The 26,301-nt window shown below is 43.3% G+C and carries 17 protein-coding genes, 2 tRNA genes and 1 pseudogene; 5 read left to right on the top strand and 15 right to left on the bottom strand.

Annotated elements, in window-relative coordinates:
• Positions 1-95 precede the first annotated feature (95 nt).
• The 3 genes from ahcY to CLIN57ABFB40_RS17930 form a co-directional block, all read right to left on the bottom strand.
• Positions 96-1,514, bottom strand: coding sequence for an adenosylhomocysteinase (gene ahcY / locus CLIN57ABFB40_RS17940; protein ID WP_175631356.1), 1,419 nt, complete (start codon positions 1,512-1,514; stop codon positions 96-98).
• A 387-nt stretch (positions 1,515-1,901) separates the two neighbouring features.
• Positions 1,902-3,590 (bottom strand): S41 family peptidase, encoded by a 1,689-nt coding sequence (locus tag CLIN57ABFB40_RS17935; protein WP_175631355.1) that lies wholly within the window; start codon positions 3,588-3,590, stop codon positions 1,902-1,904.
• A gap of 45 nt (positions 3,591-3,635) precedes the next feature.
• Entirely contained in the window at positions 3,636-4,625 is a 990-nt protein-coding gene (locus CLIN57ABFB40_RS17930; protein WP_175631354.1) for an adenosine kinase, read from the bottom strand.
• Between the two features lie 77 nt (positions 4,626-4,702).
• Between CLIN57ABFB40_RS17930 and CLIN57ABFB40_RS17925 the strand changes: the two genes are divergently transcribed.
• The 3 genes from CLIN57ABFB40_RS17925 (at position 4,703) to CLIN57ABFB40_RS17915 (ending at position 6,577) form a co-directional block, all read left to right on the top strand.
• A tRNA-Asn gene (locus CLIN57ABFB40_RS17925) sits at positions 4,703-4,776 on the top strand.
• A gap of 28 nt (positions 4,777-4,804) precedes the next feature.
• Positions 4,805-4,878 (top strand) — tRNA-Asn (locus CLIN57ABFB40_RS17920).
• Between the two features lie 142 nt (positions 4,879-5,020).
• On the top strand, positions 5,021-6,577 hold the full coding sequence (locus tag CLIN57ABFB40_RS17915; protein WP_175631353.1) for an ATP-binding protein: 1,557 nt from the start codon (positions 5,021-5,023) through the stop codon (positions 6,575-6,577).
• Positions 6,578-6,747: 170 nt separating this feature from the next.
• On the opposite strand, the gene CLIN57ABFB40_RS17910 is transcribed toward CLIN57ABFB40_RS17915, so the two are convergent.
• The 3 genes from CLIN57ABFB40_RS17910 to CLIN57ABFB40_RS17900 are packed head-to-tail and all read right to left on the bottom strand — an operon-like array spanning position 6,748 to position 8,784.
• Complete coding sequence (locus CLIN57ABFB40_RS17910) at positions 6,748-7,182, bottom strand: DUF6078 family protein (RefSeq protein WP_175631352.1); 435 nt, start codon at positions 7,180-7,182, stop codon at positions 6,748-6,750.
• Positions 7,183-7,237: 55 nt separating this feature from the next.
• Positions 7,238-7,945: a ComF family protein gene (locus tag CLIN57ABFB40_RS17905; RefSeq protein WP_175631351.1), complete on the bottom strand. Its 708-nt coding sequence runs from the start codon at positions 7,943-7,945 to the stop codon at positions 7,238-7,240.
• A 35-nt stretch (positions 7,946-7,980) separates the two neighbouring features.
• Entirely contained in the window at positions 7,981-8,784 is an 804-nt protein-coding gene (locus CLIN57ABFB40_RS17900) for an inositol monophosphatase family protein (protein WP_167959996.1), read from the bottom strand.
• A 333-nt stretch (positions 8,785-9,117) separates the two neighbouring features.
• Here CLIN57ABFB40_RS17900 and CLIN57ABFB40_RS17895 point away from each other — a divergent pair, with 333 nt between their 5' ends.
• Both CLIN57ABFB40_RS17895 and CLIN57ABFB40_RS17890 read left to right on the top strand, forming a co-directional pair.
• A complete protein-coding gene (locus CLIN57ABFB40_RS17895) occupies positions 9,118-10,677 on the top strand; it encodes an ATP-binding protein (protein WP_136013609.1) in 1,560 nt (519 codons plus the stop codon).
• A 214-nt stretch (positions 10,678-10,891) separates the two neighbouring features.
• Positions 10,892-11,491 (top strand): DNA-binding protein, encoded by a 600-nt coding sequence (locus tag CLIN57ABFB40_RS17890; protein WP_136013628.1) that lies wholly within the window; start codon positions 10,892-10,894, stop codon positions 11,489-11,491.
• Positions 11,492-11,626: 135 nt separating this feature from the next.
• Here CLIN57ABFB40_RS17890 and CLIN57ABFB40_RS17885 read toward each other — a convergent pair whose 3' ends face one another.
• The 9 genes and pseudogenes from CLIN57ABFB40_RS17885 to CLIN57ABFB40_RS17845 all read right to left on the bottom strand — a co-directional run bounded on the left by CLIN57ABFB40_RS17885 (position 11,627) and on the right by CLIN57ABFB40_RS17845 (position 26,258).
• Positions 11,627-13,699 carry a MarR family transcriptional regulator gene (locus tag CLIN57ABFB40_RS17885; protein ID WP_175631350.1) on the bottom strand — a complete coding sequence of 691 codons (2,073 nt, stop codon included), beginning with the start codon at positions 13,697-13,699 and terminating at the stop codon, positions 11,627-11,629.
• Between the two features lie 13 nt (positions 13,700-13,712).
• Positions 13,713-13,931 (bottom strand): hypothetical protein, encoded by a 219-nt coding sequence (locus tag CLIN57ABFB40_RS17880; protein ID WP_175631349.1) that lies wholly within the window; start codon positions 13,929-13,931, stop codon positions 13,713-13,715.
• Positions 13,932-14,012: 81 nt separating this feature from the next.
• A complete protein-coding gene (locus CLIN57ABFB40_RS17875; RefSeq protein ID WP_175631348.1) occupies positions 14,013-16,625 on the bottom strand; it encodes a glycoside hydrolase family 3 N-terminal domain-containing protein in 2,613 nt (870 codons plus the stop codon).
• Between the two features lie 2,401 nt (positions 16,626-19,026).
• Positions 19,027-20,037 (bottom strand): annotated as a pseudogene (locus CLIN57ABFB40_RS20405) (glycoside hydrolase family 43 protein); the annotation flags it as partial.
• 23 nt (positions 20,038-20,060) lie between these two features.
• A complete protein-coding gene (locus CLIN57ABFB40_RS17865) occupies positions 20,061-21,074 on the bottom strand; it encodes a FecR family protein (protein WP_175631347.1) in 1,014 nt (337 codons plus the stop codon).
• Positions 21,071-21,670, bottom strand: coding sequence for a sigma-70 family RNA polymerase sigma factor (locus tag CLIN57ABFB40_RS17860; RefSeq protein WP_175631346.1), 600 nt, complete (start codon positions 21,668-21,670; stop codon positions 21,071-21,073). The genes CLIN57ABFB40_RS17865 and CLIN57ABFB40_RS17860 overlap by 4 nt, the downstream gene beginning before the upstream one ends.
• Positions 21,671-21,718: 48 nt before the next feature.
• Positions 21,719-22,405, bottom strand: coding sequence for an alpha/beta hydrolase (locus CLIN57ABFB40_RS17855; RefSeq protein WP_308282030.1), 687 nt, complete (start codon positions 22,403-22,405; stop codon positions 21,719-21,721).
• A 101-nt stretch (positions 22,406-22,506) separates the two neighbouring features.
• Positions 22,507-24,468, bottom strand: coding sequence for a glycoside hydrolase family 97 protein (locus CLIN57ABFB40_RS17850; RefSeq protein WP_136013602.1), 1,962 nt, complete (start codon positions 24,466-24,468; stop codon positions 22,507-22,509).
• Positions 24,469-24,503: 35 nt separating this feature from the next.
• Entirely contained in the window at positions 24,504-26,258 is a 1,755-nt protein-coding gene (locus tag CLIN57ABFB40_RS17845; RefSeq protein WP_175631345.1) for a DUF4091 domain-containing protein, read from the bottom strand.
• Between the last annotated feature and the right edge of the window lie 43 nt (positions 26,259-26,301).

The following is a 26,301-nucleotide window of genomic DNA, read 5'->3' as shown; positions in this document are numbered from 1 at the left end:
TTGAGAATTGAGAATTGATAACTGGAAATTGAGAACCATCACACTTCAAACCGCGCGGCTAATTCTCAACTCTCAATTTTCAATTCTCAATTTAATTAATATCTATAATGGTCGGCCTTATAAGGTCCGTCTACAGATACACCTATATAAGCAGCCTGTTCAGGAGTCAGTTTTGTCAGCTTTACACCTATCTTTTCAAGATGCAGGCGGGCCACTTCTTCGTCCAGGTGCTTCGGCAGACGATATACATCGACTTCATATTTCTTGTTGAACAACTCGATCTGAGCCAATGTCTGGTTCGTAAATGAGTTACTCATCACGAATGACGGGTGCCCCGTCGCACAGCCGAGGTTCACAAGACGACCGTCGGCAAGCAGAATGATACTATGCCCGTCAGGGAAATAATAGCGATCTACCTGCGGCTTGATGTTCACACATTTGATGCCCGGATAACGCTTCAAGGCATCCACCTGGATTTCATTATCGAAGTGACCGATATTGCAGACGATAACCTGGTCTTTCATTTTCTCCATATGGTCGATACGGATAATATCAATATTACCGGTAGTAGTCACGAAAATGTTGCCTTCAGTGCAAGCATCTTCCATCGTCACCACTTCAAAACCTTCCATAGCAGCCTGTAAAGCGCAAATCGGGTCAACCTCCGTCACCAGTACACGTGCTCCATAAGAACGCATGGAATGGGAACAACCTTTACCCACATCGCCATAGCCACATACCACAACGACTTTTCCGGCAATCATTACGTCTGTTGCGCGCTTAATGCCGTCAGCCAACGATTCACGGCAGCCATACAAGTTGTCGAACTTAGATTTTGTTACCGAGTCGTTCACATTAAATGCCGGGAACAGCAGTTTGCCTTCTTCCTGCATCTGATACAGACGGTGTACGCCTGTTGTCGTCTCTTCGGACACACCACGCATTTCTTCAGCTACACGATGCCAACGTGTTTTATCTTCCGCCAGCACCTTCTTCAGGATGGCATTCAATTCTATTTCGTCCTCGGCATGTACTTCTTTGTCCAATACTGCCGCATTATTCTCCGCATCATAACCTACGTGAATCATCATCGTAGCGTCACCACCGTCGTCCACAATCACATTCGGTCCTTTACCATCAGCAAAGCTCAATGCCTGCAAAGTGCACCACCAGTAATCGGCAAGTGTCTCACCCTTCCAGGCAAACACAGGCACGCCTGAAGCAGCAATAGCCGCAGCAGCATGGTCTTGCGTTGAATATATATTACAAGAGCACCAACGTACTTCAGCTCCCAGGGCTACCAGTGTTTCAATCAACACGGCTGTCTGAATAGTCATGTGCAACGAGCCCATGATACGGGCGCCTTTTAACGGTTTGGATTCTCCATACTTTTCGCGAAGAGCCATCAGGCCGGGCATTTCTTTTTCTGCCAAATCGATTTCCTTGCGTCCAAAATCAGCAAGCGTAATATCTGCCACTTTATAAGGCAGAGTAGAGAATAATTCTGTAGACATATTGTAAATCATTTAATATATAATTGGTACAAAGATAGAACATTCTGATTAGTAGGGCAAAAGCTATCCGTTTTTTTTATATTATAATAACTAGGAAGGTCATCCCGTTTGTCAAAATTATGTATTATATTTACAACAGATAAAACAGTTTATACAACATTTAGTAAATAGTAGTAAACCCTCTATGCGAAACTACGACAACAAAACAAGAGAAGAATTATTAAAAAAAATAGAACAATTAGAAAAGAAGATAGTCGGGCTCTCCAAATTACTCATTTATGCGGAATCAGCAGAGGATAAAAGCCAATACGCCGAGATTATAGAAAAGACAAACGGTGGATAGCTTTTACCATATAGCCATCCACCGTTAATTTTATCTATGCACTATCATTTCTTTGCAACCGGCGTACTCAGCATTTCTTTATATTTTGCCGGATCATTCAGAATCTTCACCGCTTCTTTCAGTCCATCGTCATCCTTCAACTGCTGTATGATATTGCCACGTTGATAGTAGTAACGTCTGATAATCTCAGAAGCAATCATTTTCTTTATATCCCCGGAGAAATAATCCAAGTCGCGATCCAAGTCATGATTCAGTTTCTTCTCGAGTGCCTTGAACTCTTCGGAAGCGTCTTTCATATAGCCTTCAAATTCAGCAGCTTCCTTCAAGGTTTTCAGAATCTTCTCGCTCTGCTGGTCGTATTTGAAGTCGGCTTTCTTCACCAATGCTTTAAAAGCATTATAATCTGCGTCCGTTACTTCAAACTTCTCAGGAGCCACGATGGTAGGATGATTCAGGCAATATTGAGTGGCATAATCGAAAATCAGGTTGTCACGTACCAAATAGAACAAAATGTTCGGCAACTTTTCCTGCTTGACAATAACATCCGGCATCACACCACCGCCATCGCGCACTTCACGCCCTGCCGCTGTATGGAACACCTTGGTCAAGCTGTCCGGAATAGCGCCTACACTTCCGTCTTCATTGCGATGCTTATAGTCGATAGCCTGCACGCAACGTCCGCTCGGAATGTAATATTTGGAAGTAGTCACCTTCATCATTCCGCCATAAGGCAAGGAACGGGGGACCTGTACCAATCCTTTTCCAAAAGTACGGTTGCCGACAATCACTGCACGGTCAAGATCCTGCAAAGAACCCGACAGAATTTCGGAAGCGGAAGCCGTACCGCTATTTACCAACACGGCAATCGGAATATCCAAATCCAACGGTTCACGTAAAGTCTTATAAGTATTACTAGCCTGTTTGATTTTACCTTTTGTCGTAACAATCACTTTTCCGCGTGGCAGGAAATAGTTGGCTATTTCCACAGCCTCATCCAGTAAACCACCACCATTATTCCGAAGGTCGATTACTAATGAAGTAGCTCCCTTTTTCTTCAAATCAAGAAATGCCTTCTTGAAATCTTTCGAGGGATTGCCGGAGAAAGTACTTAGATTAATATACCCTACATGATTATCCAATACATCAGCATAAGGAATCGCAGGCGTCTGGATAGATTCACGTACAATCGTGAATTCTATCGGCGTACGCTCGCCTTTAGCATTCGGACGTTCAACTTTCAGTTTAAAACTCGTACCTGCCTGTCCGCGCAACATTTGGCTGACTTCCCCATTATTCTTACCAGCAAGGTCCACACCGTCAATCTCCATCAAAACATCCCCGGCTTTCAATCCAGCCTTCGCTGCCGGCGTCCCTTCAAACGGTTCGGCAATCATGGAGCGTTTCAGCTTTGTATTATAAGTAATAAGGGAACCAATTCCGCCAAAGCTACCTTTCACCATCTGTTCCAACTCACTCTGGTCTTCTTCCGGATAATATTCAGTATAAGGGTCCAGCGAATAAAGCATATTGTCAATGCCTTCCCGGATTGTCTTGTTCGGGTCGATCGTGTCTACGTAGAACATATCCAGTTCCTTCACCATCGCATTGAATATATCCAGATTTTTGGCAATCTGGAAATTGCGGTCGTCGCCACTCTTGAAACTAAAGAAAGCTACGATAGCCGCAACAGCCACTACAACAAGAGCTACCCGCCCATTCAGCAATTTTTTCATACTTCTTTTCCTATAAATGAGTTGTAAAAGTAACTCAATCCCTGGTTATTCCGCCAGAATCCTGTTAATATTTAACTTAATTTCATCCCAACATTCCTCCGGCATTGTTGTTCCGATTACCTGGATAACATTTCCCGAGAGAATAGAACCTATTTTAGCACACTTCTCCAGCGAATATCCACACGTCAAACCATATAAAAAACCGGAAGCAAAATAGTCACCCGCACCGGTGGTATCCACCACTTTCCTAACCGGGATAGCGGAAACTTTAATTTCTTCCGTACCCTTGCGAATATAAGAGCCGCTTGCGCCCACCTTTACGATAGCAATGCTGCATTTCTTGGCAATGATTCCCAAAGCCTCTTCCGGTTCCTTGCCTGTAAACGCTTTCGCCTCTTCCTCATTCGCAAAAACAATATCTACATACTTATTTATTAATAAGGAGAAAAATTCCAGATCATTCGCCACAATATTATAGCTTGCCATGTCAAGGCAGATCTGCAAACCCGCTTCTTTCGCCAATTCAATGGCATGAAGAATCATTTCGTGGTCTTGAACCAAGTATCCTTCTATAAACAGGTATGCATACCCTTTAAACATCTCGAGAGTCAGGTCTTCCGCTTTCAAAGAAGCGGCCGCGCCCAGATAAGTTCCGAAAGTACGTTCCCCGTCCGGCGAAATAAAAGTGGACGCAACTCCGGAAGGCAACTGTTCCGAGAGTAATAATTTGTCTTCAATCTTATTTTTCTGCAGATTTTCACGAAAAAATTCTCCATAATTATCATTTCCCACTTTTCCGATAAATCCTGTTCCGGCACCCAAACAAGCCAGTCCGAGGATGGCATTTCCTGCCGATCCGCCTGTTGCCAAATGGGTTTTCATCTGTGAAAATTTTGCGTTAATCTGTTGTAGCTTAGCGTCATCGATGAGCTGCATGCTTCCTTTGGGTAAACCCATTTCATCCAAAAGAGTATCATCCTTCAGGGTTGCGAGTACGTCTACCAGGGCGTTGCCCAATCCTATTATTTTGTCCATTTCAAATATTTTTTTTGCAAAGATATTGCATATTTCAAAAAAACCTACTACTTTTGCATCGCAATTGAGAAAAACATTCTTCCTTAGCTCAGTCGGTTAGAGCATCTGACTGTTAATCAGAGGGTCCTTGGTTCAAGTCCAAGAGGAAGAGCAAAGTTCAAAATCTCAGTTGCAAACATTCTTCCTTAGCTCAGTCGGTTAGAGCATCTGACTGTTAATCAGAGGGTCCTTGGTTCAAGTCCAAGAGGAAGAGCAAAAAAAGAAGCCACCTAAGAGGGTGGCTTTTTTATTTGGTATCAATCGTATTCGTTGCAAGAAAATACAAGCTGATATATTCAGATTCTCATTTAATGCTTATCTTTGTCTATATTTCATTTACAAAACAGCCGTATATCATGGAAATGAATTTCAGAAGATACCCGATAGGAATACAGAATTTCGAACAGTTGCGCAATGGAAATTACGTATATGTGGATAAGACGTCCCTAGTTTATAAATTGGCGAACACCAATACAACTTATTTTCTGAGCCGTCCCCGACGTTTTGGGAAAAGTTTGCTGGTATCCACACTCGAAGCTTATTTCCAAGGAAAGAAAGAATTATTCAACGGACTGGCAATGGAAACTCTGGAGAAGGAATGGACAGTGTATCCGGTGCTGCATATAGATTTCAGTATAAGCAAATATACTACTTCCGATATGCTGACTGCTGTAATTAACCGCCAATTACTCCTTTGGGAGAAATTATACAGTCGGGAAGAAGGAGATACGACTTTCAGTTTACGCTTTGAAGGGATTATCCGCCGCGCTTATGAGCAGACGGGAAAGCAAGTAGTTATATTGATAGACGAATACGATTCGCCGATGCTGGACAGCAACAATAATGAAGAAGTTCAAGCGGAAATCCGCAATATAATGCGGGATTTTTTCAGTCCTCTCAAGGGAGCCGGGCAATATCTCCGTCTGTTGTTCCTGACAGGCATCAGCAAATTCAGCCAAATGAGTATTTTCAGCGAACTGAATAATCTGCAAAATATCAGTATGCGAGATGATTTCAGTGCGATTTGCGGCATCACAGAAGAAGAGTTGCGCTCCCAATTGCAATTTGATATCGAACAGATGGCTCAAGCCAACAACGAAACGTATGAAGAAGCTTGCGCACATTTAAAACTGCAATATGATGGTTATCATTTCAGTGAAAATAGTGAAGATATTTACAATCCCTTTAGTTTAATCAATGCATTTGCACAAAAGAAATATGCGAATTTCTGGTTTTCTACCGGCACTCCTACTTTCTTAATAGACCTTCTGCAAGAAAGCGACTTCGATATCCGGAATTTGGATGCCACTACTGCCACAGCGGAACAGTTCGACGCCCCCAGTAATAGAATTACCGACCCGCTTCCGGTACTCTATCAAAGCGGTTATCTTACTATAAAAGGCTACGATCCGGATTTTGAATCCTATACATTGGGGTATCCCAACAAAGAGGTGAGAAAAGGTTTTATAGAGTCTCTCATGCCTGCCTATGTACATTTGCCTGCACGCGAGAACACATTTTATGTAATATCGTTCATCAAAGACTTACGTGTCGGGAAATTGAATGAATGTCTGGAAAGAATGAAATCTTTCTTCGCTTCTATCCCCAATAAACTAAACAATAAAGAAGAAAAACATTATCAGACTATCTTCTATCTGTTTTTCCGTCTGATGGGGCAATATATAGATGTGGAAGTAGATACGGCCATCGGAAGAGCGGATGCAGTTGTGAAAATGCAAGATGCCGTTTACGTATTTGAATTCAAAGTGGATGGCACACCGGAAGAGGCATTAGCACAGATTAACAGTAAGGGTTATGCCATTCCTTATCAGGCAGGGAGTTTGAAAGTAATTAAAATCGGTGTCAACTTTGACAGTGCGACAAGAACCATAGGAGACTGGAAGATTGAATAACTAATACACTGATTACAAGACATTAGCCCTGCCCTTATTTTCTCAAACTTTTTTCAAAACTATGAGAAAAGTTTCTCACCACGATGAGAAAAAATACTCATCGCTATGAGAAAATATTCCCATGGTGATGAGAATTAATTCTCATCACCATGAGTATTTTCCGCACTTATCTACCAATCATATTTGTCTATATAATCATCAAATACAGGCTTGGACTTAATTCCGTGTTTGCAGAAAATAGCGGCTATTTGCTCCTGTTCAACCGGATGCAACAGCCGTTCTTTATTAAGGATACGATAATACATACTGCGTCCCATCAATGAATATATTTCTTTGTGTATAGCAATGGCCGTAGCGTGGGGAATGTCATCCAGCAAATGACTCATCCCGGCGGCAAAGTGTGTAGTCTCATTCAATTTAAAGAAGTCACAATTATTTTCATTCCCTGCTATATGTTGCGGATTGACTGTCGTATAGTAAGGAAGTTTTTGTGAAATATCGAGCGCAACCTGATACCGAAGACATTTGCCACGACGAGGACATTTATCGTGATTGCAATATAAGAAACTTTTAGGGACGTTACTGTAACCAATCTTGTTATTCATAAATACATTGTTTTTTAAACCTATTTAGATACTATCTTATCTATACTTGGCAAGATTATTCCGCCATCGCCAACGTCAGCACGCTAATCCGTATTCCTTCTATAGCAGTCAGACAAGACGCACATTCCACGGTAGTGGCCCCGGTAGTCAACACATCATCTACAATCAGAACATGCTTTCCGGTCAGAGATTCCGCATGATACAACTCAAAGATTCCTTCCACATTCTCCCAACGCTCCAGAGAGGACTTACGTGTCTGTGTCTCCGTATTCTTTCGGCGCACTACAGATTCCGTGTCTATAGAAATTCCTGTCACAGCGGAAATCCCCCGGGCTATCCATTCGCTTTGATTATAACCACGAATCTGCTGTTTCTTTTTGTGCAACGGCACGGGAAGTATTACATCCACCCCTTCAAAGAAACCGGACTCCAGCAATTCGGCTGCCATATAACGCCCCATGATTGCCCCGATGCCTTTTTGTCCGCCGTATTTGAGTTGGTGTAGAATTTGCCGGAAGTCACTTCCTTTCCGGTAAAAGAAGAAAGAAGTGGCTCGTTCCAAGGGAATTTTTCCCCAAAACTGTTTCTCTACGGGATTGTCTTTTCGAAGATGGTAATCTGTGCGTGGGAGATTGATATTGCACATTGTGCAAAGACATTCTTCACCTTTCGCCAACGGTCTGCCACAAACTATGCAGCAATGGGGAAAGAATAAGGATAAGAATGAACCAAGCCAGTCTTTTATAAGGAGTGTGTGTTTCATAATAACAGTAAGGAATTAATAAGGAGATATTTTTTCTACATATCTAATGGGGGAACTTCCGCCAAAAGTTTCTGAAATAAAGGATGCAGGTGTCCGTTCGTAGCTATGATATGGTGCCCTTCAATAAAATGCTCTTCACCATAGAAATTGGTTACGCGTCCGCCCGCTTCCTGCACAATCAAAGCTGCCGCGGAATAATCCCATTTACCTAGAAAGGCTTCCGCCCAGGCATCAAAACGTCCGATAGCTACATAGCAGATTGCGGCAGCGGCTGAACCATTCATACGGATACCGCCCACCACTCCATACAACTTATCTATCAGATGGAGAGCTGTCTGTTTATATTGCAGATGATTATAAGGCAATTCCGTGATAACGAACGCATCTTTTGCATCCTGAATAGCAGAGACATGAATTTGTTCACCATTCATAAAGGCTTTCCCACCTTTCCAGGCATAAAAACATTCATCCCGGCAAACTTCATAAACGACACCCAAAAGAAGTTCGGTGCGGTTACGCAAAGCAATACATACACAGTAGGGAGCCTCATCGTGGATATAGTTCGTGGTTCCATCCAACGGGTCAATCACCCAGCAATACGGTTCATCCCGATAGGTGGCAGAGCCTTCTTCAGTTATAAATCCCGCTTCGGGAAGCAAGGCAGAAAGAGCCTTCACCACTCGCACTTCGGATTCTTTGTCTACATAAGACACGTAATCATGCGCATGCTTCTCTTCAACACGTTCACGGCGGAAGTTCTTCCGTTCTTCTCTCAAAAAATGTCCGGCGTCAGTTGCAATGCGGCATACTTCGGCTGTAAGTTGTTTCAAATCTAACATTTCTATCTATTGTAATTTAGGCTACCCACAAATCCATGCCAAAATTATTACTTTTTTGATAGAAATAAGAGTTTTATCTGAAAAAGATAGGAATTTTCAACGGTTCATCCTTTTATTCACTTTTGCACTGCCGAGGTAATGATTCTTGGAGTTACTTTTCCAATCCTATGCCCGGCTATTTTTGAGGTATATTATAAAGCAAAGAACAAGGAATCGGGAAAGGAACTTCTGAATAAATCCATTCCATGTAAAAGAAAATACAGGCTGATATATTCATATTCTCATTTAATGCTTATCTTTGTCTATATTTCATTTACAAAACAGCCGTATATCATGGAAATGAATTTCAGAAGATACCCGATAGGAATACAAAATTTCGAACAATTGCGTACTGACAATTACGTATATGTAGATAAAACGCCCTTAGTTTATAAATTGGCGAATACCAATACAACTTATTTTCTGAGCCGCCCCCGACGTTTTGGAAAAAGTCTGTTGGTATCCACACTCGAGGCATATTTTCAGGGAAAGAAAGAATTGTTCACCGGGCTGGCAATGGAAACTCTGGAAAAGGAATGGACAGTGTATCCGGTGTTGCATATAGATTTCAGTATAAGCAAATATGTAGTTGCCAGCAGTTTATGTGCATATCTTCATTATCAATTGGCTCTTTGGGAAAAGGTATATGGAAAATCTGAAGATGAAGGAACATTCAGTCTTCGCTTCGGTGGCGTCATCCGCCGTGCTTATGAACAGACAGGAAAGCGGGTTGTGATATTGATTGACGAATACGATTCACCGATGCTGGACAGCAACAATAACGAAGAAGTTCAATCGGAAATCCGGAATATTATGCGGGACTTTTTCAGCCCTCTCAAAAGTCAAGGGCAATATTTACGCTTCCTATTCTTAACAGGTATCAGTAAATTCAGCCAGATGAGTATTTTCAGCGAACTGAATAATCTGCAAAATATCAGTATGTGGGATGAATATAGTGCGATTTGCGGCATCACAGAAGAAGAATTGCGTTCTCAAATGCAAATTGATATCGAACAGATAGCACAGGCTAACAGCGAAACATATGAAGAAGCCTGCGCGCATTTAAAACAACAATATGACGGTTATCATTTTAGTGAAAATAGTGAAGATATTTACAACCCCTTTAGTTTAATCAATGCATTTGCACAAAAGAAATATGCGAATTTCTGGTTCTCAACCGGAACCCCTACATTCCTGATAGACCTTCTGCAAGAAAGCGACTTTGATATACGCGATTTGGATGCCACTACTGCCACAGCGGAACAGTTTGACGCCCCCAGTAATAGAATTACCGACCCGCTTCCGGTGCTCTACCAGAGCGGTTATCTCACCATAAAAGGTTACGACCCGAATTTTCAAGCCTATACATTGGGATATCCCAACAAAGAGGTAAGGAAAGGGTTTATCGAATCTCTCATGCCTGCCTATGTACATTTGCCTGCACGCGAAAATACATTCTATGTCATATCGTTTATCAAAGACTTACGTGCCGGGAAATTGAACGAATGCCTGGAAAGGATGAAATCTTTCTTCGCTTCCATCCCTAACAAACTAAACAATAAAGAAGAGAAACATTATCAGACTATCTTCTATCTGTTTTTCCGCTTGATGGGGCAATATATAGATGTGGAAGTAGACACAGCTATCGGTAGAGCCGATGCAGTCGTCAAGATGCAAGATGCCATTTACGTCTTTGAATTCAAGGTGGACGGGACACCAGAAGAGGCGTTGGCACAGATTAACAGTAAGGGGTATGCCATTCCTTATCAGGCTGGGAGTTTGAAAGTAATTAAAATCGGTGTCAACTTTGACAGTGCTACAAGAACCATAGGCGACTGGAAGATTGAAGAATAATATTCTTGTTTGATGCACCAATCAGTTTCTTTCTCCGAAAAAAGTAATAACTTTGAGTGCATAAACTAATCCGTCCGGCTATAGGCGACCTTTCGTCCGCCTATAGGCAAACGCAAGATTACCTATAGGCGAATTTTCGTATGACTATAGGCGGACGAATTCGTCTATGAAGAAAGAAGAATTATTTATAGAACAAAAAAGAACAAATGTAGCTATGAGCGTCTATTACGATTTATACACAAGCGGAAATCCGCAAAAACACGATGAACAGCAACCACTTTACGCGCGGGTCATTCCCTCAGGAACCATCGACGCCAAGAAGTTTGTCGAAATGGTATCAAAAGCAAACGGGTTCAGCGAGGCAACCATAGAAGGCTGTCTGCAAGCAGTCACGAATGAACTGCAACATTGGCTCTCCCAAGGTTGGACAGTAGAAGTTGGTGAACTAGGACATTTCTCCTTATCACTGAAATGTGAACGTCCGGTAATGGAGAAAAAGGAAATCCGTTCTCCTTCTATCCATTTAAATAAGGTAAACTTACGTATCAACAAAAAGTTCCGCGAAAGTCTGGAGCCTTTACAACTGGAACGTATGGAATCACCTTATCGGTCTAATAATAATCTTACCGAAAATGAATGCCGTACACGATTGATACAACATATAAACGAACAAGGTTGCATCACCCGCTCCGATTTCATGAGATTAACAGGAATCAGCCGGAACAAGGCTATCGAATTACTCAAAGAGTATCAGGAAGAGGGAATTATCCGGAAATATGGCGGTGGCAAGACAGTGGTATATTTGAAAATATGAGAAAAAGGGATATTTATAAAATGCCATATTCATATGCTACAAGATATTAGACACCATGGTTTCCCCTCTTTTCAAAAAAGAGGGGAATTGAGCAACTCAAACTTCTATCGAACTGACGTTATATTGTTATCTGTATTACTCAAAATTCGGTCCATACTTTAACCAATGCACCATTGCCCAATCTTGGTCATTGGCAAACGGATCATAAAAGTGGGCTTTTTGCCCGTTTACTTTATTCGGATAAATAAAAGCACAACTTCCTCTTCCATCTTCGGAAAACAGGCAGAAATTATTTCGGAAAATATTTAAAGCCCGCTCTGCATATTCCTGTTTTCCTGTGGCTTTTGCATAAAGACGAAAAGCAATGCCTGACAAGGTACTCCAATAATGAGGGAAAGTATCTCCCCAAATCTGATCTTTCCCAAACCAATAACCATCCCAATGACGGATAGCGATATCATTAAGGTGGAAACTAGGCTGTTTTCCTCCAAATGATTCTAATAAAGGAAGTTGACTTTCGGCTCCTTTCAGATATCTTTTATTCCCAGTGAGCATATATACATTCAGCAAATGTATAATGGATGGTCCTACAATACTCTGCTCATAATTTACTTCGAAAGTCGGATAATTGGGACCATTCTCATAGAATACATCCGCCATCAATTTAAAATCATTCAGTAAGGTGTCTGCTTCGGCTGTAAAATTATTATCTTTCAGAAGAGTATATCCGTAAGTGGGGACACCAATACAATAAAAATCATGATTAAAATAACGGACTAATGCGCGCAATGTACCATATCCATCTTTCAGATACTGTCTGTCACCCGTCGCACGAAACATGGTAAACCAAAAATCGGCAACCCACGGATAGTTGTATCCACGATTATAGCTTTGGAAGTCCACGGTAGAATTAGTGGTATAATCCGCTCTTTGAATACGGCGAACAAATGATACATAGCTATTCAAAGCATCCTTCACTTTTTTGTCGGAAGTGTATTGATACTGCAAAGCTAGAAGAATCCCCATAGCCACTCTTTCTCTCGCCTCATCACAATCAGCTCGCTCCTGACCACTCTCTCCATTGATATAAAGAGACTCGGTATCATTATCATAAACAATGAAAGCACCGTTTCTAGGATCACCCGACTTAATGAATTGCTGATGTTCAGCAATAAAGCGACAACGACGGTTTATTAAACTATCAAAATTGCTAACAGTAAGACATTCTACCGAAGTCTTTTTCCCATCATCATACGACAATGTAAAAATCTGCTCTCCGGGGGCATTTAACGTGGTAGTGTAATTTATATTGTCACCATTCACTTCTGCCACTTCTTTGTTATTAAGCAACAGTTTACCTTTCAATGAAGGGAAATTACTTTTAAATGAAACAGTCACTTCTTCACCTTCTTCGACTACATAGCGATTTGCTGTAGCTATAATCAGACCATTTCCAATAGCTTTTGTCTGAAAATCATTCCAATTATCAGCAGACAGAAGCAGCCATTGTATAGTATAGCATTCTCCTGGTTTCAGAATCTTGTTTTCCGGATTAAGCTGAAAAACACCGCGAAAGTTGGAACCGCCGGTTTTCTCTGACCGTTCGCTTATTTCATAGCCTTCAACAGCTCCTTTCTGCAAAATCAGGCCTAGTCCACCCGGTGCTCCACTCATCCGTGTGCAATAGACATATGCATCATTTCCACCTGTCCATATATGAGCATTGCAACGAGCGTTATAACAAGTTCTGGCATCCGGATAATTATCATTAAAAGGTGTATTGATAGCTATCTCCTGCAAGCTTGCATTTTCCTTTCCTGTATTGGCAAATTCATAAGATTCGACTAAATTCCCGTCTTCGTTCCATGTTCGGACTACGGTTATTTCAATGTTCTCTACTTGATATTTCACAGTCATCCGATTAGCCGTACTATCTTTTTCCTTCGGAGTACTCCAAAAATATTTGGTACCATTTATCCAGAAATGCCCCAATCCCCATCCGCATCGAGAGTCCACCCATTCATATTGAGTCCCATCAGCACAAAGGATCCAGTTTATTGAGGTATCATTTGCCATATAAAGTCCGTTCAACGCCCCTGTTTGAGTATCGGCTCTGAAAATTATGTTTTTAGAATGACTGCAACTACCTAATGCAATTAATATCAAAGATGATGCAGTGTACAAAAGATGTTTCATGATATTTCTCATATTTAGTTCCTGTTTAAAAATGATTGAAATAAAAGATTAAGAAGGTTTCTGTGCAATAAATCCAGTTGTTTTGTGGAACGGCACACCATAGGCCCATTCCGTGTTTTATCTTGTCCGAAGCAAATACCAGCTTTCTATAATCGGCAAATTCTTTCAACCGGACGGCATCCGCTTCACTGATAAGCCCCCGTTTATCCGACAGGATAGCATGAAAGCTGTCAGATCTATTCATTGCGGACACTTCTAATGACAACACGCAAAGTACCGCCACTAAGCAGCTATTTAATAAAAGTTTTCTCATCTTTATTCGATATTACATATTATTCTCACCATAAGTCATTTTCACGTTCAGGGAAGTATGGTTATTCACGGGTACTTCCAGTTTCAGGTATCCTTTCTTTTCAAAGACCAGAATGTCGCTTGCGGATACACGTACCTTGTATCTCCCTTTTGAATCGGTTCGTCCCAATTCACGTCCGGAAGTTTTTGAATGAATGGAAACACCGTCTATCAATGTAGCCTGCACATCTCTGACAGTGCCGCTTACGGTTATCTCTTTTCCGGCTGACGCGGATTTGGTTATGGAAGATGCCGGAAGATTGTCCGCGACGGAAACGGGTTGTCCGTCTACTCCAACAAGCTGTCCGTTCGCTCCGATATGAATAGTCTGCTTTAGCAAGATGCGGTCGGAAGCGGTTCCCAATTGCAGTTCAAACGCACCGGGTTCTATCAGTCTCCTACCGTCTTCCAAGGTAAGGGAAAGTTCGGCAACCGGGAAGCTGAGAACGACTTCCCTAGTCTCTCCCGGTTGCAATTCAACTTTCATAAATGCGCGCAGTTGTTTTATGGGGGTCACAACCGAACTTACTTGGTCGCGCACATAAAGTTGAATAACTTCTTTCCCTGTTCTTTTTCCTGTATTCCGGATTTGTGCCTTTACGCGGATGGAATCATGTTCCAAAGCGGCCGTCATCTTCTCCAAAGCAAAAGTGGTATAACTCAATCCATGTCCGAACGTCCACAAAGATGCGGGAGACGAAAAGACATAATCCCTGCCGGGGGCTTCATAACTGCCCGGCTTCTTATAAAAGCCTTTGTCGGAAGGCAAATGGTTGTAATAAGCCGGCAGATGCCCTACGCTCTGGGGAAAGGAGAAAACCAGTTTTCCCGACGGATTCACTTTCCCGAAAAGAATATCGGCTATGGAGTTGCCCGCCTGTTCTCCTGCATACCATTGTGCAAGAATGGCTGGAATATGTTCTTTTTCCCAGGGGATACAAAAGGGTTTGCCGGCTACAAGTACCAACACTACCGGTTTTCCTGTTTCGTAGACCGCACGGATAAGCTCGCTCTGCGCTCCCGTCAGTTGAAGGTCGTGCAGGTCAAAGCCTTCTCCACAGTTCACCTGGTTATAATCACGCGCCAACGATGCACTGGAACTGCCGCAGAAGAGCAGGGCTACATCACTTCGAGAAGCAATCTCCACCGCTTCGGAAATAGCCGAAGTATCTTTGGACATCATACTGCATCCACGGGCATAACGGACGGTAGCCTTGTCGCCCACCAGCCGCTTTATCCCTTCCAACGGGGTGACGCCATCCTTATTGTCCCGGCTCCATGTGTAATCACCGAACTGCACCTGTGCGGCATTCGGCCCGATGACTGCAATCGAACGAATCCGGTCGAGATTCAACGGCAATAATCCGTTTTCGTTTTTCAGCAATACGGTAGACTCATCCGCTATCTTACGGGACAAGGCGACGCTTTCCGCATCATGCATTTCCTGTTTGCCGAACTTCTCTCCATACGGGTCTTCAAACAAGCCTGCCGCAAACTTGGCAGTAAGCACCCGGCGTACTGCCTCATCAATCACCTTTATATCCATCTGCCCCTTTTCAACCAGTTCTTTCAGATAGGGATAACATTCGCTGGAAGCCTCTACGTCCAGTCCCGCACTGATGGACTGCACAGCGCACTCTGCCGGACTGTCGGCTGTATGATGAAAGTTCTGCAACATCTCAATCGCGCCCCAGTCGGAATAGACATATCCCTTAAAGCCCCATTGCTTCCGCAGAATATCGGTCAGCAGATAGCGAGAAGCGGAGTTGGGGACACGGTTCCAGGAGTTGTAAGTGGACATCACAGCCATGACAGGCAACCGGGTAACTACCATTTCAAACGGTTTCAGATATACATCGTGCAAGTCTCTCACCCCACATTCTACGGACGCGAGGTTCAGCCCGCCCAACGGATTGCCATGAGGGCCGAAATGCTTCAGCATCGGAGAAATGCCATTATCCAAATAACCGCTTGTCTCCGCACAAGCGAATACCCCGCAAAGGAAAGGGTCTTCCCCATAGGATTCTTCCACCCGTCCCCAACGCAAATCGCGGACTACATCAATGCAGGGAGCCAATACCTGACGCATCCCCTGCGCATGAAGGTCACGCGATGTAGAGGCTGCCTTCTGATAAGCCAGCGTCGGGTTGAAGGTACTTCCCAACGCTATATTCTGAGGATATATAGTGGAACCTTCGTGGGCGGAACCATGCAGGGACTCCGCTACGGTAAATACAGGAATTCCCAGCCGGGTGTGCTCTATCATATACTTCTGTATGAGCCGCATATTCTTGCTGCAATTCTCCCCTGTCAACGGGAAACCTTCTACAAATCCCCAGCCGATATTCCCAGCAAAGGCGGAGAGCTTCTTTTCGTCCAACGTCTGTCCGTCGAATATATTCCAAGAATGTATATGGCGGATTTGGGCTATTTTCTCTTCGAGCGTCATCCGGCGCAACAGGTCTTCCACTCTTTCGCCAGTGGGCAGAGAGGCATTCTTATAAGGATATGCCTGTCCCCTTGCAACCGAGAAAGGAAATAAGAACAATAATAATGCTAACAACGGGTATTTGATGTAGTGTTTCATCTGTTTTCTATTACAGGTTAATGTCAGTTTTTCAATGGTTTCAATGAGATAATATCAATGTATAAATTAACATAATTAAGACTTACGCAACAAAAATCAGATTAGGACCTGACGAGAGCTCTCTCATATGAGTATTGTTCAGAGAAGCTTTAAGAGGAATATTGGTTTGAATGTGTATCCTTTTAATGTGCCTGTCTGTTTCAATCTGTAATTTATTACTTTTAAGTTTAACCTTACAATTAACAGCCGTGATTTTATTATTGTCATCAATCCGAATATAAGCTGTGGATATTGCTGTTTCTTCGAGGGCTTTAAAAATTTCGTAAACAGTGTGATCACCGGCACCGCCCGTCTCACCGAAATCGTGCAACCGATACTCGTCGTCAGAACGCATCCATGGACTTATCATATCAAGGTATTGCTCGCCGATAATTGAGTCAGTATATTCAAAATTACCCTTAGCACCGGAAGCTGGCATACATACACGGCCATTGATATACGGGTCAGGAATGAATCCCCAACGAAGATGTCCGTCGGGAGACATCAGCTGCACACATGCCCCTAAAGTATCATTAAGTTCTCTCATGTATTTCATATTACCTGTAAGCAGATACATATAATAGACAGCATATATTTTCCAGGCAGTCCATCCATGAGGTGAATTCATTGCTTGATTGGGAGTAAAATAAATGTCGAGTGCCTCCCAATAACGCAATGTAGCACCTCGCATACGAGCATCGGGTATGAGGTTCTGCTCAAGACAGCAGTGTCGCTCAAGCATGTATTCTGCTGCGTTGAAATACTTCTCGCGAGTAGATTTATGATCTGAATAGAGTGCCCCCAAAGCCAACTGCAATGCCGAACAACTTATCATACCGTCTTCGAATGTCATATCGCCCTCGGTCTCTATGTTGTCTCGTCGTTCGGCCAAATCATCAATAGCTTTCATGGCAGAAGTACGATGTCGTATGGCCTTTGAAAGCCAAACCGAATCGGCTGTTACAACGAATCGGTTCTTTTCAGCATCGGCAAGTTCAAGCATTGATTTAGCAGGATAGATGACGGCCGTGTAATGAATTCCATGCGAACGATAAGAGCCATCGGCAGCTTGAACTTTATCACCAGCCAAATAGTCCCCCACACGTGATGCGATAGTAAGATAATGTTCACGCCCTGTAGCTTCATAAAGATCGACCAATATCCCCATAACCGATGAAAAATTCTGCACCCTGTCAGGATTGGCACATCTCGCCGGAAAACCGGTTACGGTATCCACAAGCAGGCTGACAGCTTTGGCAAAACGGTTTTCAAGGATGGAATCACTTAACATGGGGTAATGATGTGATGCCAAAAAAGCAGGATAGTATCCATAGAACATTTCACATGAGTTTCCCATCAGAGGCGGGTGTCGGGACACCATATCACGTGCTTGACAAAGATAACGCGACCAATCGTCACGAATATAAAAAATACCTTCAGATTGCTTACCCAAAGCATTGACCGCTTCTATTTTATACTGCCCTTGCTTACGGAAAACAGGAAGTGTTGTTTTGTAAACTCCCGATGTATCGTACTTGAATTTCAGTTTTCGCGACTGACCATCTCCATCTGTACAGACAATACTGACCAAAGGTTGGTCGGAATATACCCACATCCTATTAGGCTCAGTATTTGTAACTGTATATTTATCAAGTTCTATTAATGGCGATGACAACCAGCGTGCAAGAGCAGGTTTGACCTCATCAATCTTATCCACGCTCCCGATATGCATTGTCCATTTTTTATATTCGCCCGGAAGCAATCGATCCTCATCAACGGGATGTCTGGCCGGGAGCGGGCCGCAATGAAGCATGTCCCAACTTGCAGTGAAAATCTGATGTCCCCACACCCATTCTTTCACATCACGGTAAATATAATTCAAAGAGTATGATGCCACCGGTTCTTCGACACCTACCGCCACGATTCTTCCAAGGGGGGACATAAAATACCCCCAAGCGAAGTCTCGTTCGCACCGCAATAGCGTAGGAAAATATCGGTCGTTCCACTGGGGAAACGAATGCATCTCGGAATCAATGCCAATAACAAGACTTGCCCTCTCAGGAGCAAAAACCGTATCGGTTGCATTCACCATACCACACTCTATTGCCAAATGGTCGGTATACGGTATATATTTCATCGTATACATAATACCATCTTTCTGACCGTAAAAAGAAAGTGAATCCATATCCGACGGCATCATATCCACTCCTTCCCACGCAGGTCCTCTCAAAGAGTCGTTACGAAATGGCACAGTGTCACCCTGTGTATATGCTCTAAGAAAACCACCTCGTTTATCAATGACTGCCTGCCAACCGTCACCGGAAATATCTATAACGTCTTCGTACGGATACGAAACAATGTCTTCATACTCGTCAATATCCCATTTTTTACGCCAAGGTATAGTGACTTTACCGTTATCAAATGAAATCGGCAACCACACATAACGCGAATCACCCAAATCAGTTTTATTCCAACGATCGAACATGGCTATATAAAGGTCTTTTTTCCCATAGACTGGCTGTACATAAGTACTCTGTGCATAAAATGTCTTATCAGCCTCCGGACCTGTACATGGATTGCCTATGATTTTCCACGGTCCCATAATGGAATCAGCCATTGCAAGTTCCGCCTCATTAGGGTTCCAACCTGTACAACCCGACGTAAGCATATAATACTTTGAACCATGTCTGAAAACAGCCGGGGCCTCACGCAGTTTATCAATAAAGTTACGTGTATACCTCCCCGTAGGACGCAAGTAATCATCGGTAAGTTCATTGATATAAAGTGTACGGTTGTCTTCCGACGAAGCAAACTGATAAGCGCGTCCGTCTTCGTCAACAAACAGTGTTTGATCCCGGCTCATCGCATTGTTGGGTCTCAATGCCCCAAGATACTTAAAAGGCCCTGTAGGCGAATCACTCACAGCAATACCTGCCGCAGCCATACTGTAATCATCACTGTCGACATGAAACCACATCACGTATTTACCAGTTCGGGCGTTATGTACAACTTTCGGACGTTCCAGCACTTTGCTTGGGTGTAAATCGTGAGAAGAATCACAAGAAACGGCATTCAGAACTATCCCTTCAAATGTCCAATCGACCATATCGGGCGAAGAATAACATGACACCCCGATCACATCAGTACGATAACCGTCCCACGATCCTTTGGGTAAATAAGTAGGTCCATTCTTGTATTCTCCATACCAGTAATATCTGCCACCATGATACAGAATCCCCCCACCATGAGCATTGATCGGATTACCGGATGTGTCAAGCCACCGGGCATACTGCACAATCTCACGAGAAGCGACACTATTGGAAATAAACAATCCGACAAACAAAAAAAGTATCATTAATGTATTTTTCATCATTTAATTATTTAGTTAGTTCCCCATTATTTATGGGCAGAATATACGTCAATTACAGTGCGAGAACTCGAATCAATGCCTTGTCTACGGACACAACGCATCGGAATAGCGATTTCAAGTAAATGCAGTATATCATAAAGCCCTTCACTGGTAAAAGTAGCATGATAACGCGTATTGAAGAGTGTAGAATCTGCGATAACAAAGTCGACAGGATAAATCTGCGACAATCTTGCCAATACCGTAGACAGGTTGTCATTATCGAACAATATCCGACCGTCTTTCCAACCACAACATTTCTCAATATCGGCATGATGAGTGATACTGATTCCCGAACTATTAATACACAGATTATCATTAGGCAACAGCGTAACACGATCTTCCCCGCCTGTCATGACATCAACATGTCCCGAAATAAGCATCACATTCACCGAATCGTTCGTATATGCATTAATATTAAATGCTGTACCGGTAGCATGAACATCTGTTTCACCAACTGTGACTATAAAAGGATGCTCCTTATCGGCATGAACCTCAAAATATCCTTCACCAACAAGCGTCACATGCCGCTTATCATCATCAAACACTGCCGGATATTCCAACCTACTATTAGAATTAAGCCATACACGAGAGCCATCAGGCAGTTGCGACTCGATCTTAGCACCATAAGGTGTGGTCAGACATATCATATGCTCGGAAGCAGTATCCGTCCCGGCCACCACAGCCCAGACAGCCGCTACACATAGAGGAAGCACTAATACCGCAACTTTAGCCAATGACATGCGTCTGATATTGCGCAACTTCATCTTCCAGTGTACATGCCTAAGAGCTCTTTCCGTATCAACATCAACAGCATCGAACGGGGGATCAATCACTTCGTGTATGGCACGTTTTTGTTCAAAAAAACGGCGGTTAGCATCATCAGCCCCCATCCACTCTTCAACCAGTGAAACTTCGCAGATGTTGGCATCTCCACTAAGAACCTTCTCAATCAGACTATCCATTTGTGACGATAGTTCTGCATTTTTCCGGGTATTATTCATGTCTGTAAAAAAGTTAGAAATAATGTTGCAATAGCCCAATATTGGTCTAATATTTTAAGAAAATGCCGTTTGGCACGTTGCATGCGATCTTCTACAGCACGCACTGATATGCCTAAAATGGCGGCAATTTCAGAATATTTAAGTCCCTCATGCCGACTCAGACGCCAGACATCCCATTCTTTTTTGTTCAGACTTGCTTCGGCTGAAGCTATGAGTTTCTTCAGTTCACTGTAAAACAGCATCTTATTTATATCTTCGCCCAAGACATAAGGCTGTATCCTCACGAGCTGTTCCGAACTATATCGACGCTCTTTTTCACGACGATGCAACTCATTGATACACATATTCTGAGCACTCTTCAGCAAGTATGATTTGAAGTTAGTTATGACTGGCAATACCTCACGCATATCCCATATATGCAGAAATATAGACTGTGCGATATCCTCACTGTCCTCAATTCTATTCATAAACCGACCACAAAACATTACCACATCGACATAATATTTACGGAAAATACAGTCGAAAGCCTCACGATCACCTTTGCAAAGCGCCGACAATAAGTATTTATCATTATGTGCATACTTTTCGTCTCTCATTATTATGCCATCAAATTCGTTCTTACCGTAGAATAACAAGTCCTCTCATTAAAATGATTTAAGCCATGCAACTATCAAACCAAGAAGCTCATCATGATGAGGGAACCAACCTCTATATCCCCAACCATGGCGTCCGTCGGGAAACATTACCAACGTTGCAGGTACCCCATGGCGTTGCAGAGCCGAATAATAACGTATAGAATTCTGAGGATGTACAACATCGTCATCACCACAATGTACGATAAAAGCGCGGGGAGTGTCTGCCTTCACCTTATTCTCGGCCGAATATTCAGCTGCGAGTTCATCACTGTCACAAGAGCCTAAAAACTCATTACGAGTACCTGCATGAGTTATACATTTATCAAGTGACACTACGGGATAAAACAGCAGTTGGAATGACGGACGACACGCGGCAGTTGGATGTGTTGCCACAACCGAAGCCAAATGTCCTCCAGCTGATGAGCCCATCACGCCTATCTGTTCGGGATCAATGCCCCACACCGCTGCACTATCAGTAAGCACTTTAAAAGCTTTCTCTACATCACCGAGCGGTTTGGTGAGATCACCGGCAGGCAAATGATATTGTAGAACCACGAAAGTCAATCCAAGATTGTTAAAAAACGGAGCCCAGTCGTAGCCTTCGTGACCGATAGCCACATCGCTATAGCCACCGCCAGGACAACACACAATAGCTCTACCCGTAGACAAATCTCCAGGTGGTAAAAAGACTTTCATAAACGGACTGTCTATATCAATCACCCGAGGAACTGAACCCCACGCACTAAATGCGCTTGCAACTGTCACCAATAGTATAATAAAGATTCTCATATCACAGATTATTTTTTAGTGATTCTTACAGCAAAACCACCACCGGGAGCAAGATGTATGGTCTTTTTAGCCGTGATGTCTTCCTTCACGCGTTTATAATCGGTAGCATTACGATGAGCATTACATCCATCAATATACCAGTCGCCCACGTAATCTTCCACATGCAAGAACGACAAATCGATTGTAATGTCGCGCGGTGTCCAATTAGTAATTCCGCCTATAAACCAGTCATCACCCTTACGCCGTGCAGTGACAATATATTCGCCCAATTCACCATCAAGAACAACAGTTTCATCCCATACGGTGGGAATGGCAGCGATATAGTCCGTACATTCCTGTTCACGCTCATAATTTATCGGTGTGTCACATAACATATTGAGAGGAGAATCGAAAATAGCATAAAGCGCAAGCTGGTGGCAGCGAGTACCCTGACTACCGGCATGTCTTTCGACAGGTACAAAATCTTGATAGGTAGAATTACGCATGGCACCTTGAGTATAATCCATGGGACCACCTGCCTGACGGATAAAAGGAATAAGGACATCATACCGCATCTGATCGCGTTCACGCGTGACTGCCCGCATCACTTCCTGTCCCGACACGCCCTCTGTATTGAGAACGTTAGGCCACTTCCGGTTGATGCCTGCAGGCATGTAAGTACCGTGATAATCAAGTATAAGATGATAGCGTGCTGCTACCTCGGCGGCATGATCCAAAAATGCAGTCATTTTCTGATCATTGCGATCGAAAAAGTCAATTTTAAAGCCCTTGACTCCCATTCTTGAATAATGCCGGCACACCTTTTCAAGATCTTTTTCAAAGGGCAGATACATAGCCCAAAGAATAATGCCCACCCCTTTGCCTTCGGCATACCTGATAAGTTCGGGCAAGTCGAGTTCCGGAACGACGCTAAAAAGATCACCACAGTTGGGTACACTCCAACCATCGTCCAATATGACATATTCAATGCCATTTTTCGCAGCAAAATCAATGTAATATTTATATGTATTCTGATTTACACCAGCCTCGAAGTCAACACCGGTCAAATCCCATGAGTTCCACCAGTCCCAGGCAGCTTTACCCGGTTTAATCCACGAAATGTCAGCAATCCGGGAAGGTGATGCAAGAAGATAGGTCAGCTGACTTGCAGCCAGTCCTTTATCATCAGGACTGATAATAGCCATTCGCCAAGGTAATCCACGTGCACCTGTTATGGCAGCAATATAATCTTCACGCTCGCTCACAACAGATTGCATTCCAAGATAACCTCCAGCATGTTCGCTTTTTGGACAACGGGGATGTACACCTTTGATCGTTGTACCTTTATCATGGAGAAGATAAAGTCCGGGATAGCCGGCAATATCACTTTCGGTAATCAGCATTTTCACATCACGAGCATCAACAGCTACCGGCAGGAAGGCCAAATGAGTGTCTGACAAATGTGATATGGGTAATTCCTGATAGATACTCTCAAACGAATTGTGAAACTGCTTTTCGAAATCACCATCCCAATAATCGCGTACATAAGGTGTGAAAGTATCGAAATCTTCGGCAAAAGTATATCTGACTGTTTCATCGACGATATTGACGGACTTACGTCCACCATATACCCAGTGGTAGGCAATGCCGTCATCATAGGCTCTGAACTCTACAGTCCAGTCCTTATCGACATGTAGTGTCATGCCATTATATTTATCAGCAACCGATGTATTGCGATAAAACGGCGACGACACCAATGTATCAACACTCTTCAATTTGGGTGAACGTGCCTTGGCAAGAGTCTTACCATTGTCAAGAGTTAACGCGGTTACGCCCGTATATATTTTTTTCCCACCATAGCTGACCGTGTATTCCAGTTCATCACTTATGACCACTCGTAGTGCTCCGTCGGGTGATAACAGGACATATTCACGTGAGAAGCCCGACAGACAGACTGTCAATAAGGCTAATAGAAAACAAGCTTTTTTCATTGAATAAAGTTACAAATTTGTATGATAAAAATAGATTATTCACGAGAAAGAGCCGCAACCCTTTCTGTTAATTCGTTAACGACAGTCGAAGTGGGACACCAAGCCGAAAAAGCACCGCTACGCAAAGGTATAAGCGCCTCTTCAAGACGCAAAAGCCCGCGAATATCATCAGCAGCCGTCATTTCCTGACGGAGCAAACGTATTTTTTCACTAAGCTGAATTCCTTCGACCAAACGTTCATAGCGAACCGATGAACGTCCGTCAGGATAGATGAAGAACGTATCGCCAGAACCGAACTTGAAGAAACGCGTATCGACCATCGGATTATTGTTCCAATTCTGAAAAGACCAATGTAAATAACCGTCAAACCCCGTCGCCGTGCAATAAACAGGAATATATGCCCCATCTGCCGGCGAATTGCTTGTAAACTGACTTGGCTCGGGGGTTGTGCAGCAGGTGTACATAAGAGTAACCAGCCCTTTCTGACGACGACGTTCAAGCTCTGAAGCAGAAAAGAAACAACGGTTGCCAAGGGTATAATTATACAATTCGTCAACCAACTCCTCATGATACTCTCCCGCAAGCCCCATCTTGAAATCGGGCGTAACCTCACGAAGCACAGCCACCGCATCACGCATCTGGTCAGCTCCCCGCTCATCCATGAATATAATTGATTTCTCAAACCACCCTTTTGCCTTGAGATGTTTTTCCAACGACTTCAGTGTTGCCTTCCACAACTCCTTGTATTGGGAAGACGACGAGGGTGCATCAAGAAAACGATATTCACTGGAAGCCTTATCAAAATATCGAAATTTCATTTCCCACGGTATCATGGTGAAACATTCGATATGTCGGTCTATACCGTTATCGGCCATAAATTCGACATACTTGTCGAAGATGGTATAGTCAAAGCTCCATGAGCCGTCGGGATTGCGCAGTGTTTCTACCATCGGCTCGAATTTGTCATTGCTCTGCTCGCCCCACGGTTCATAGAACAGCACAGTAGTCACCGTTTTCTGACCGCCCCGTGCCATATACTCGGCATAAGGTTTGAGCAATTCGATATGCCGGTCACTCCATGGTTTAACACCATAATAGCGAGATATGGCATACGGCTGTTGCCACAAATCAAGATAAAACGCATAATCCTTTGGCTTGGGCAGCGTACGGTCGAGCACATCTATGTTAAGTTTGATTTTCTCAACAGGTCTGTCTCCTTTTTCCGACTCAAGCGAAAGCGTAGCAACATATCTGCCGGGAGTGAGACTGCGCGGAACCTCAACGGTACACCATATAGGACGCACACTTTTGGCAGGGATTGCAACGGATGTACCCGGCAAATCAATCATATCAGGCAAAGTGAAAACCGGTGTTTCTTTTGATTGATATGAGCAATCACGGACATCATCAGCCAGCACATAGCGCATAAACATGGCTGACGAACCCGGCATAGCTACCTTACGTCCACGGGCATCAATGAAATCCGACAGACTGACACGCATCGGACCGGTTTCTTCACGGCACACGATTAACGCCTCTACTCCTAAACGCTCGCCTCGCCATGCTGTGACGGTAGTATCTGCCGACATACAGGTAGGCGGTGTTGCAAATTGGCGGTAATGAAAATCTTTCGACACCCACGTCAGTGTGAGAGGCTTACCGCTCAGCTGCCAGCCCGAAACATCAACCTTGGCTGTGTCGACCGGCTCAGTATATGATGGCATAACAGTTGTTCCGTTGACATTCAATGTAACCGAAAACGCAGCTATTATAAACAGATATTTAATCATTACTATATTTTTTAGAGAAACTGTATTTATATATACCCTATCG

The organism is Bacteroides acidifaciens (genome assembly GCF_903181435.1).
GTDB lineage: Bacteria > Bacteroidota > Bacteroidia > Bacteroidales > Bacteroidaceae > Bacteroides.
The sequence above is the reverse complement of the archived record's forward strand: the minus strand, read 5'-3'. Positions and strand labels throughout refer to the sequence as shown.

Excerpts from the sequence above, each read along its gene's own strand:
- CLIN57ABFB40_RS17865 (WP_175631347.1), bottom strand. The coding sequence starts at position 21,074 with ATGAATAATACCCGGAAAAATGCAGAACTATCGTCACAAATGGATAGT.
- CLIN57ABFB40_RS17895 (WP_136013609.1), top strand. The coding sequence starts at position 9,118 with ATGGAAATGAATTTCAGAAGATACCCGATAGGAATACAAAATTTCGAA.
- CLIN57ABFB40_RS17930 (WP_175631354.1), bottom strand. The coding sequence starts at position 4,625 with ATGGACAAAATAATAGGATTGGGCAACGCCCTGGTAGACGTACTCGCA.
- CLIN57ABFB40_RS17875 (WP_175631348.1), bottom strand. The coding sequence starts at position 16,625 with ATGAAACACTACATCAAATACCCGTTGTTAGCATTATTATTGTTCTTA.
- CLIN57ABFB40_RS17885 (WP_175631350.1), bottom strand. The coding sequence starts at position 13,699 with ATGAGAAATATCATGAAACATCTTTTGTACACTGCATCATCTTTGATA.
- CLIN57ABFB40_RS17855 (WP_308282030.1), bottom strand. The coding sequence starts at position 22,405 with ATGAAAGTCTTTTTACCACCTGGAGATTTGTCTACGGGTAGAGCTATT.
- CLIN57ABFB40_RS17860 (WP_175631346.1), bottom strand. The coding sequence starts at position 21,670 with ATGAGAGACGAAAAGTATGCACATAATGATAAATACTTATTGTCGGCG.
- CLIN57ABFB40_RS17890 (WP_136013628.1), top strand. The coding sequence starts at position 10,892 with ATGAGCGTCTATTACGATTTATACACAAGCGGAAATCCGCAAAAACAC.
- CLIN57ABFB40_RS17910 (WP_175631352.1), bottom strand. The coding sequence starts at position 7,182 with ATGAATAACAAGATTGGTTACAGTAACGTCCCTAAAAGTTTCTTATAT.
- CLIN57ABFB40_RS17905 (WP_175631351.1), bottom strand. The coding sequence starts at position 7,945 with ATGAAACACACACTCCTTATAAAAGACTGGCTTGGTTCATTCTTATCC.
- ahcY (WP_175631356.1), bottom strand. The coding sequence starts at position 1,514 with ATGTCTACAGAATTATTCTCTACTCTGCCTTATAAAGTGGCAGATATT.
- CLIN57ABFB40_RS17845 (WP_175631345.1), bottom strand. The coding sequence starts at position 26,258 with ATGATTAAATATCTGTTTATAATAGCTGCGTTTTCGGTTACATTGAAT.
- CLIN57ABFB40_RS17900 (WP_167959996.1), bottom strand. The coding sequence starts at position 8,784 with ATGTTAGATTTGAAACAACTTACAGCCGAAGTATGCCGCATTGCAACT.
- CLIN57ABFB40_RS17850 (WP_136013602.1), bottom strand. The coding sequence starts at position 24,468 with ATGAAAAAAGCTTGTTTTCTATTAGCCTTATTGACAGTCTGTCTGTCG.
- CLIN57ABFB40_RS17880 (WP_175631349.1), bottom strand. The coding sequence starts at position 13,931 with ATGAATAGATCTGACAGCTTTCATGCTATCCTGTCGGATAAACGGGGG.
- CLIN57ABFB40_RS17915 (WP_175631353.1), top strand. The coding sequence starts at position 5,021 with ATGGAAATGAATTTCAGAAGATACCCGATAGGAATACAGAATTTCGAA.
- CLIN57ABFB40_RS17935 (WP_175631355.1), bottom strand. The coding sequence starts at position 3,590 with ATGAAAAAATTGCTGAATGGGCGGGTAGCTCTTGTTGTAGTGGCTGTT.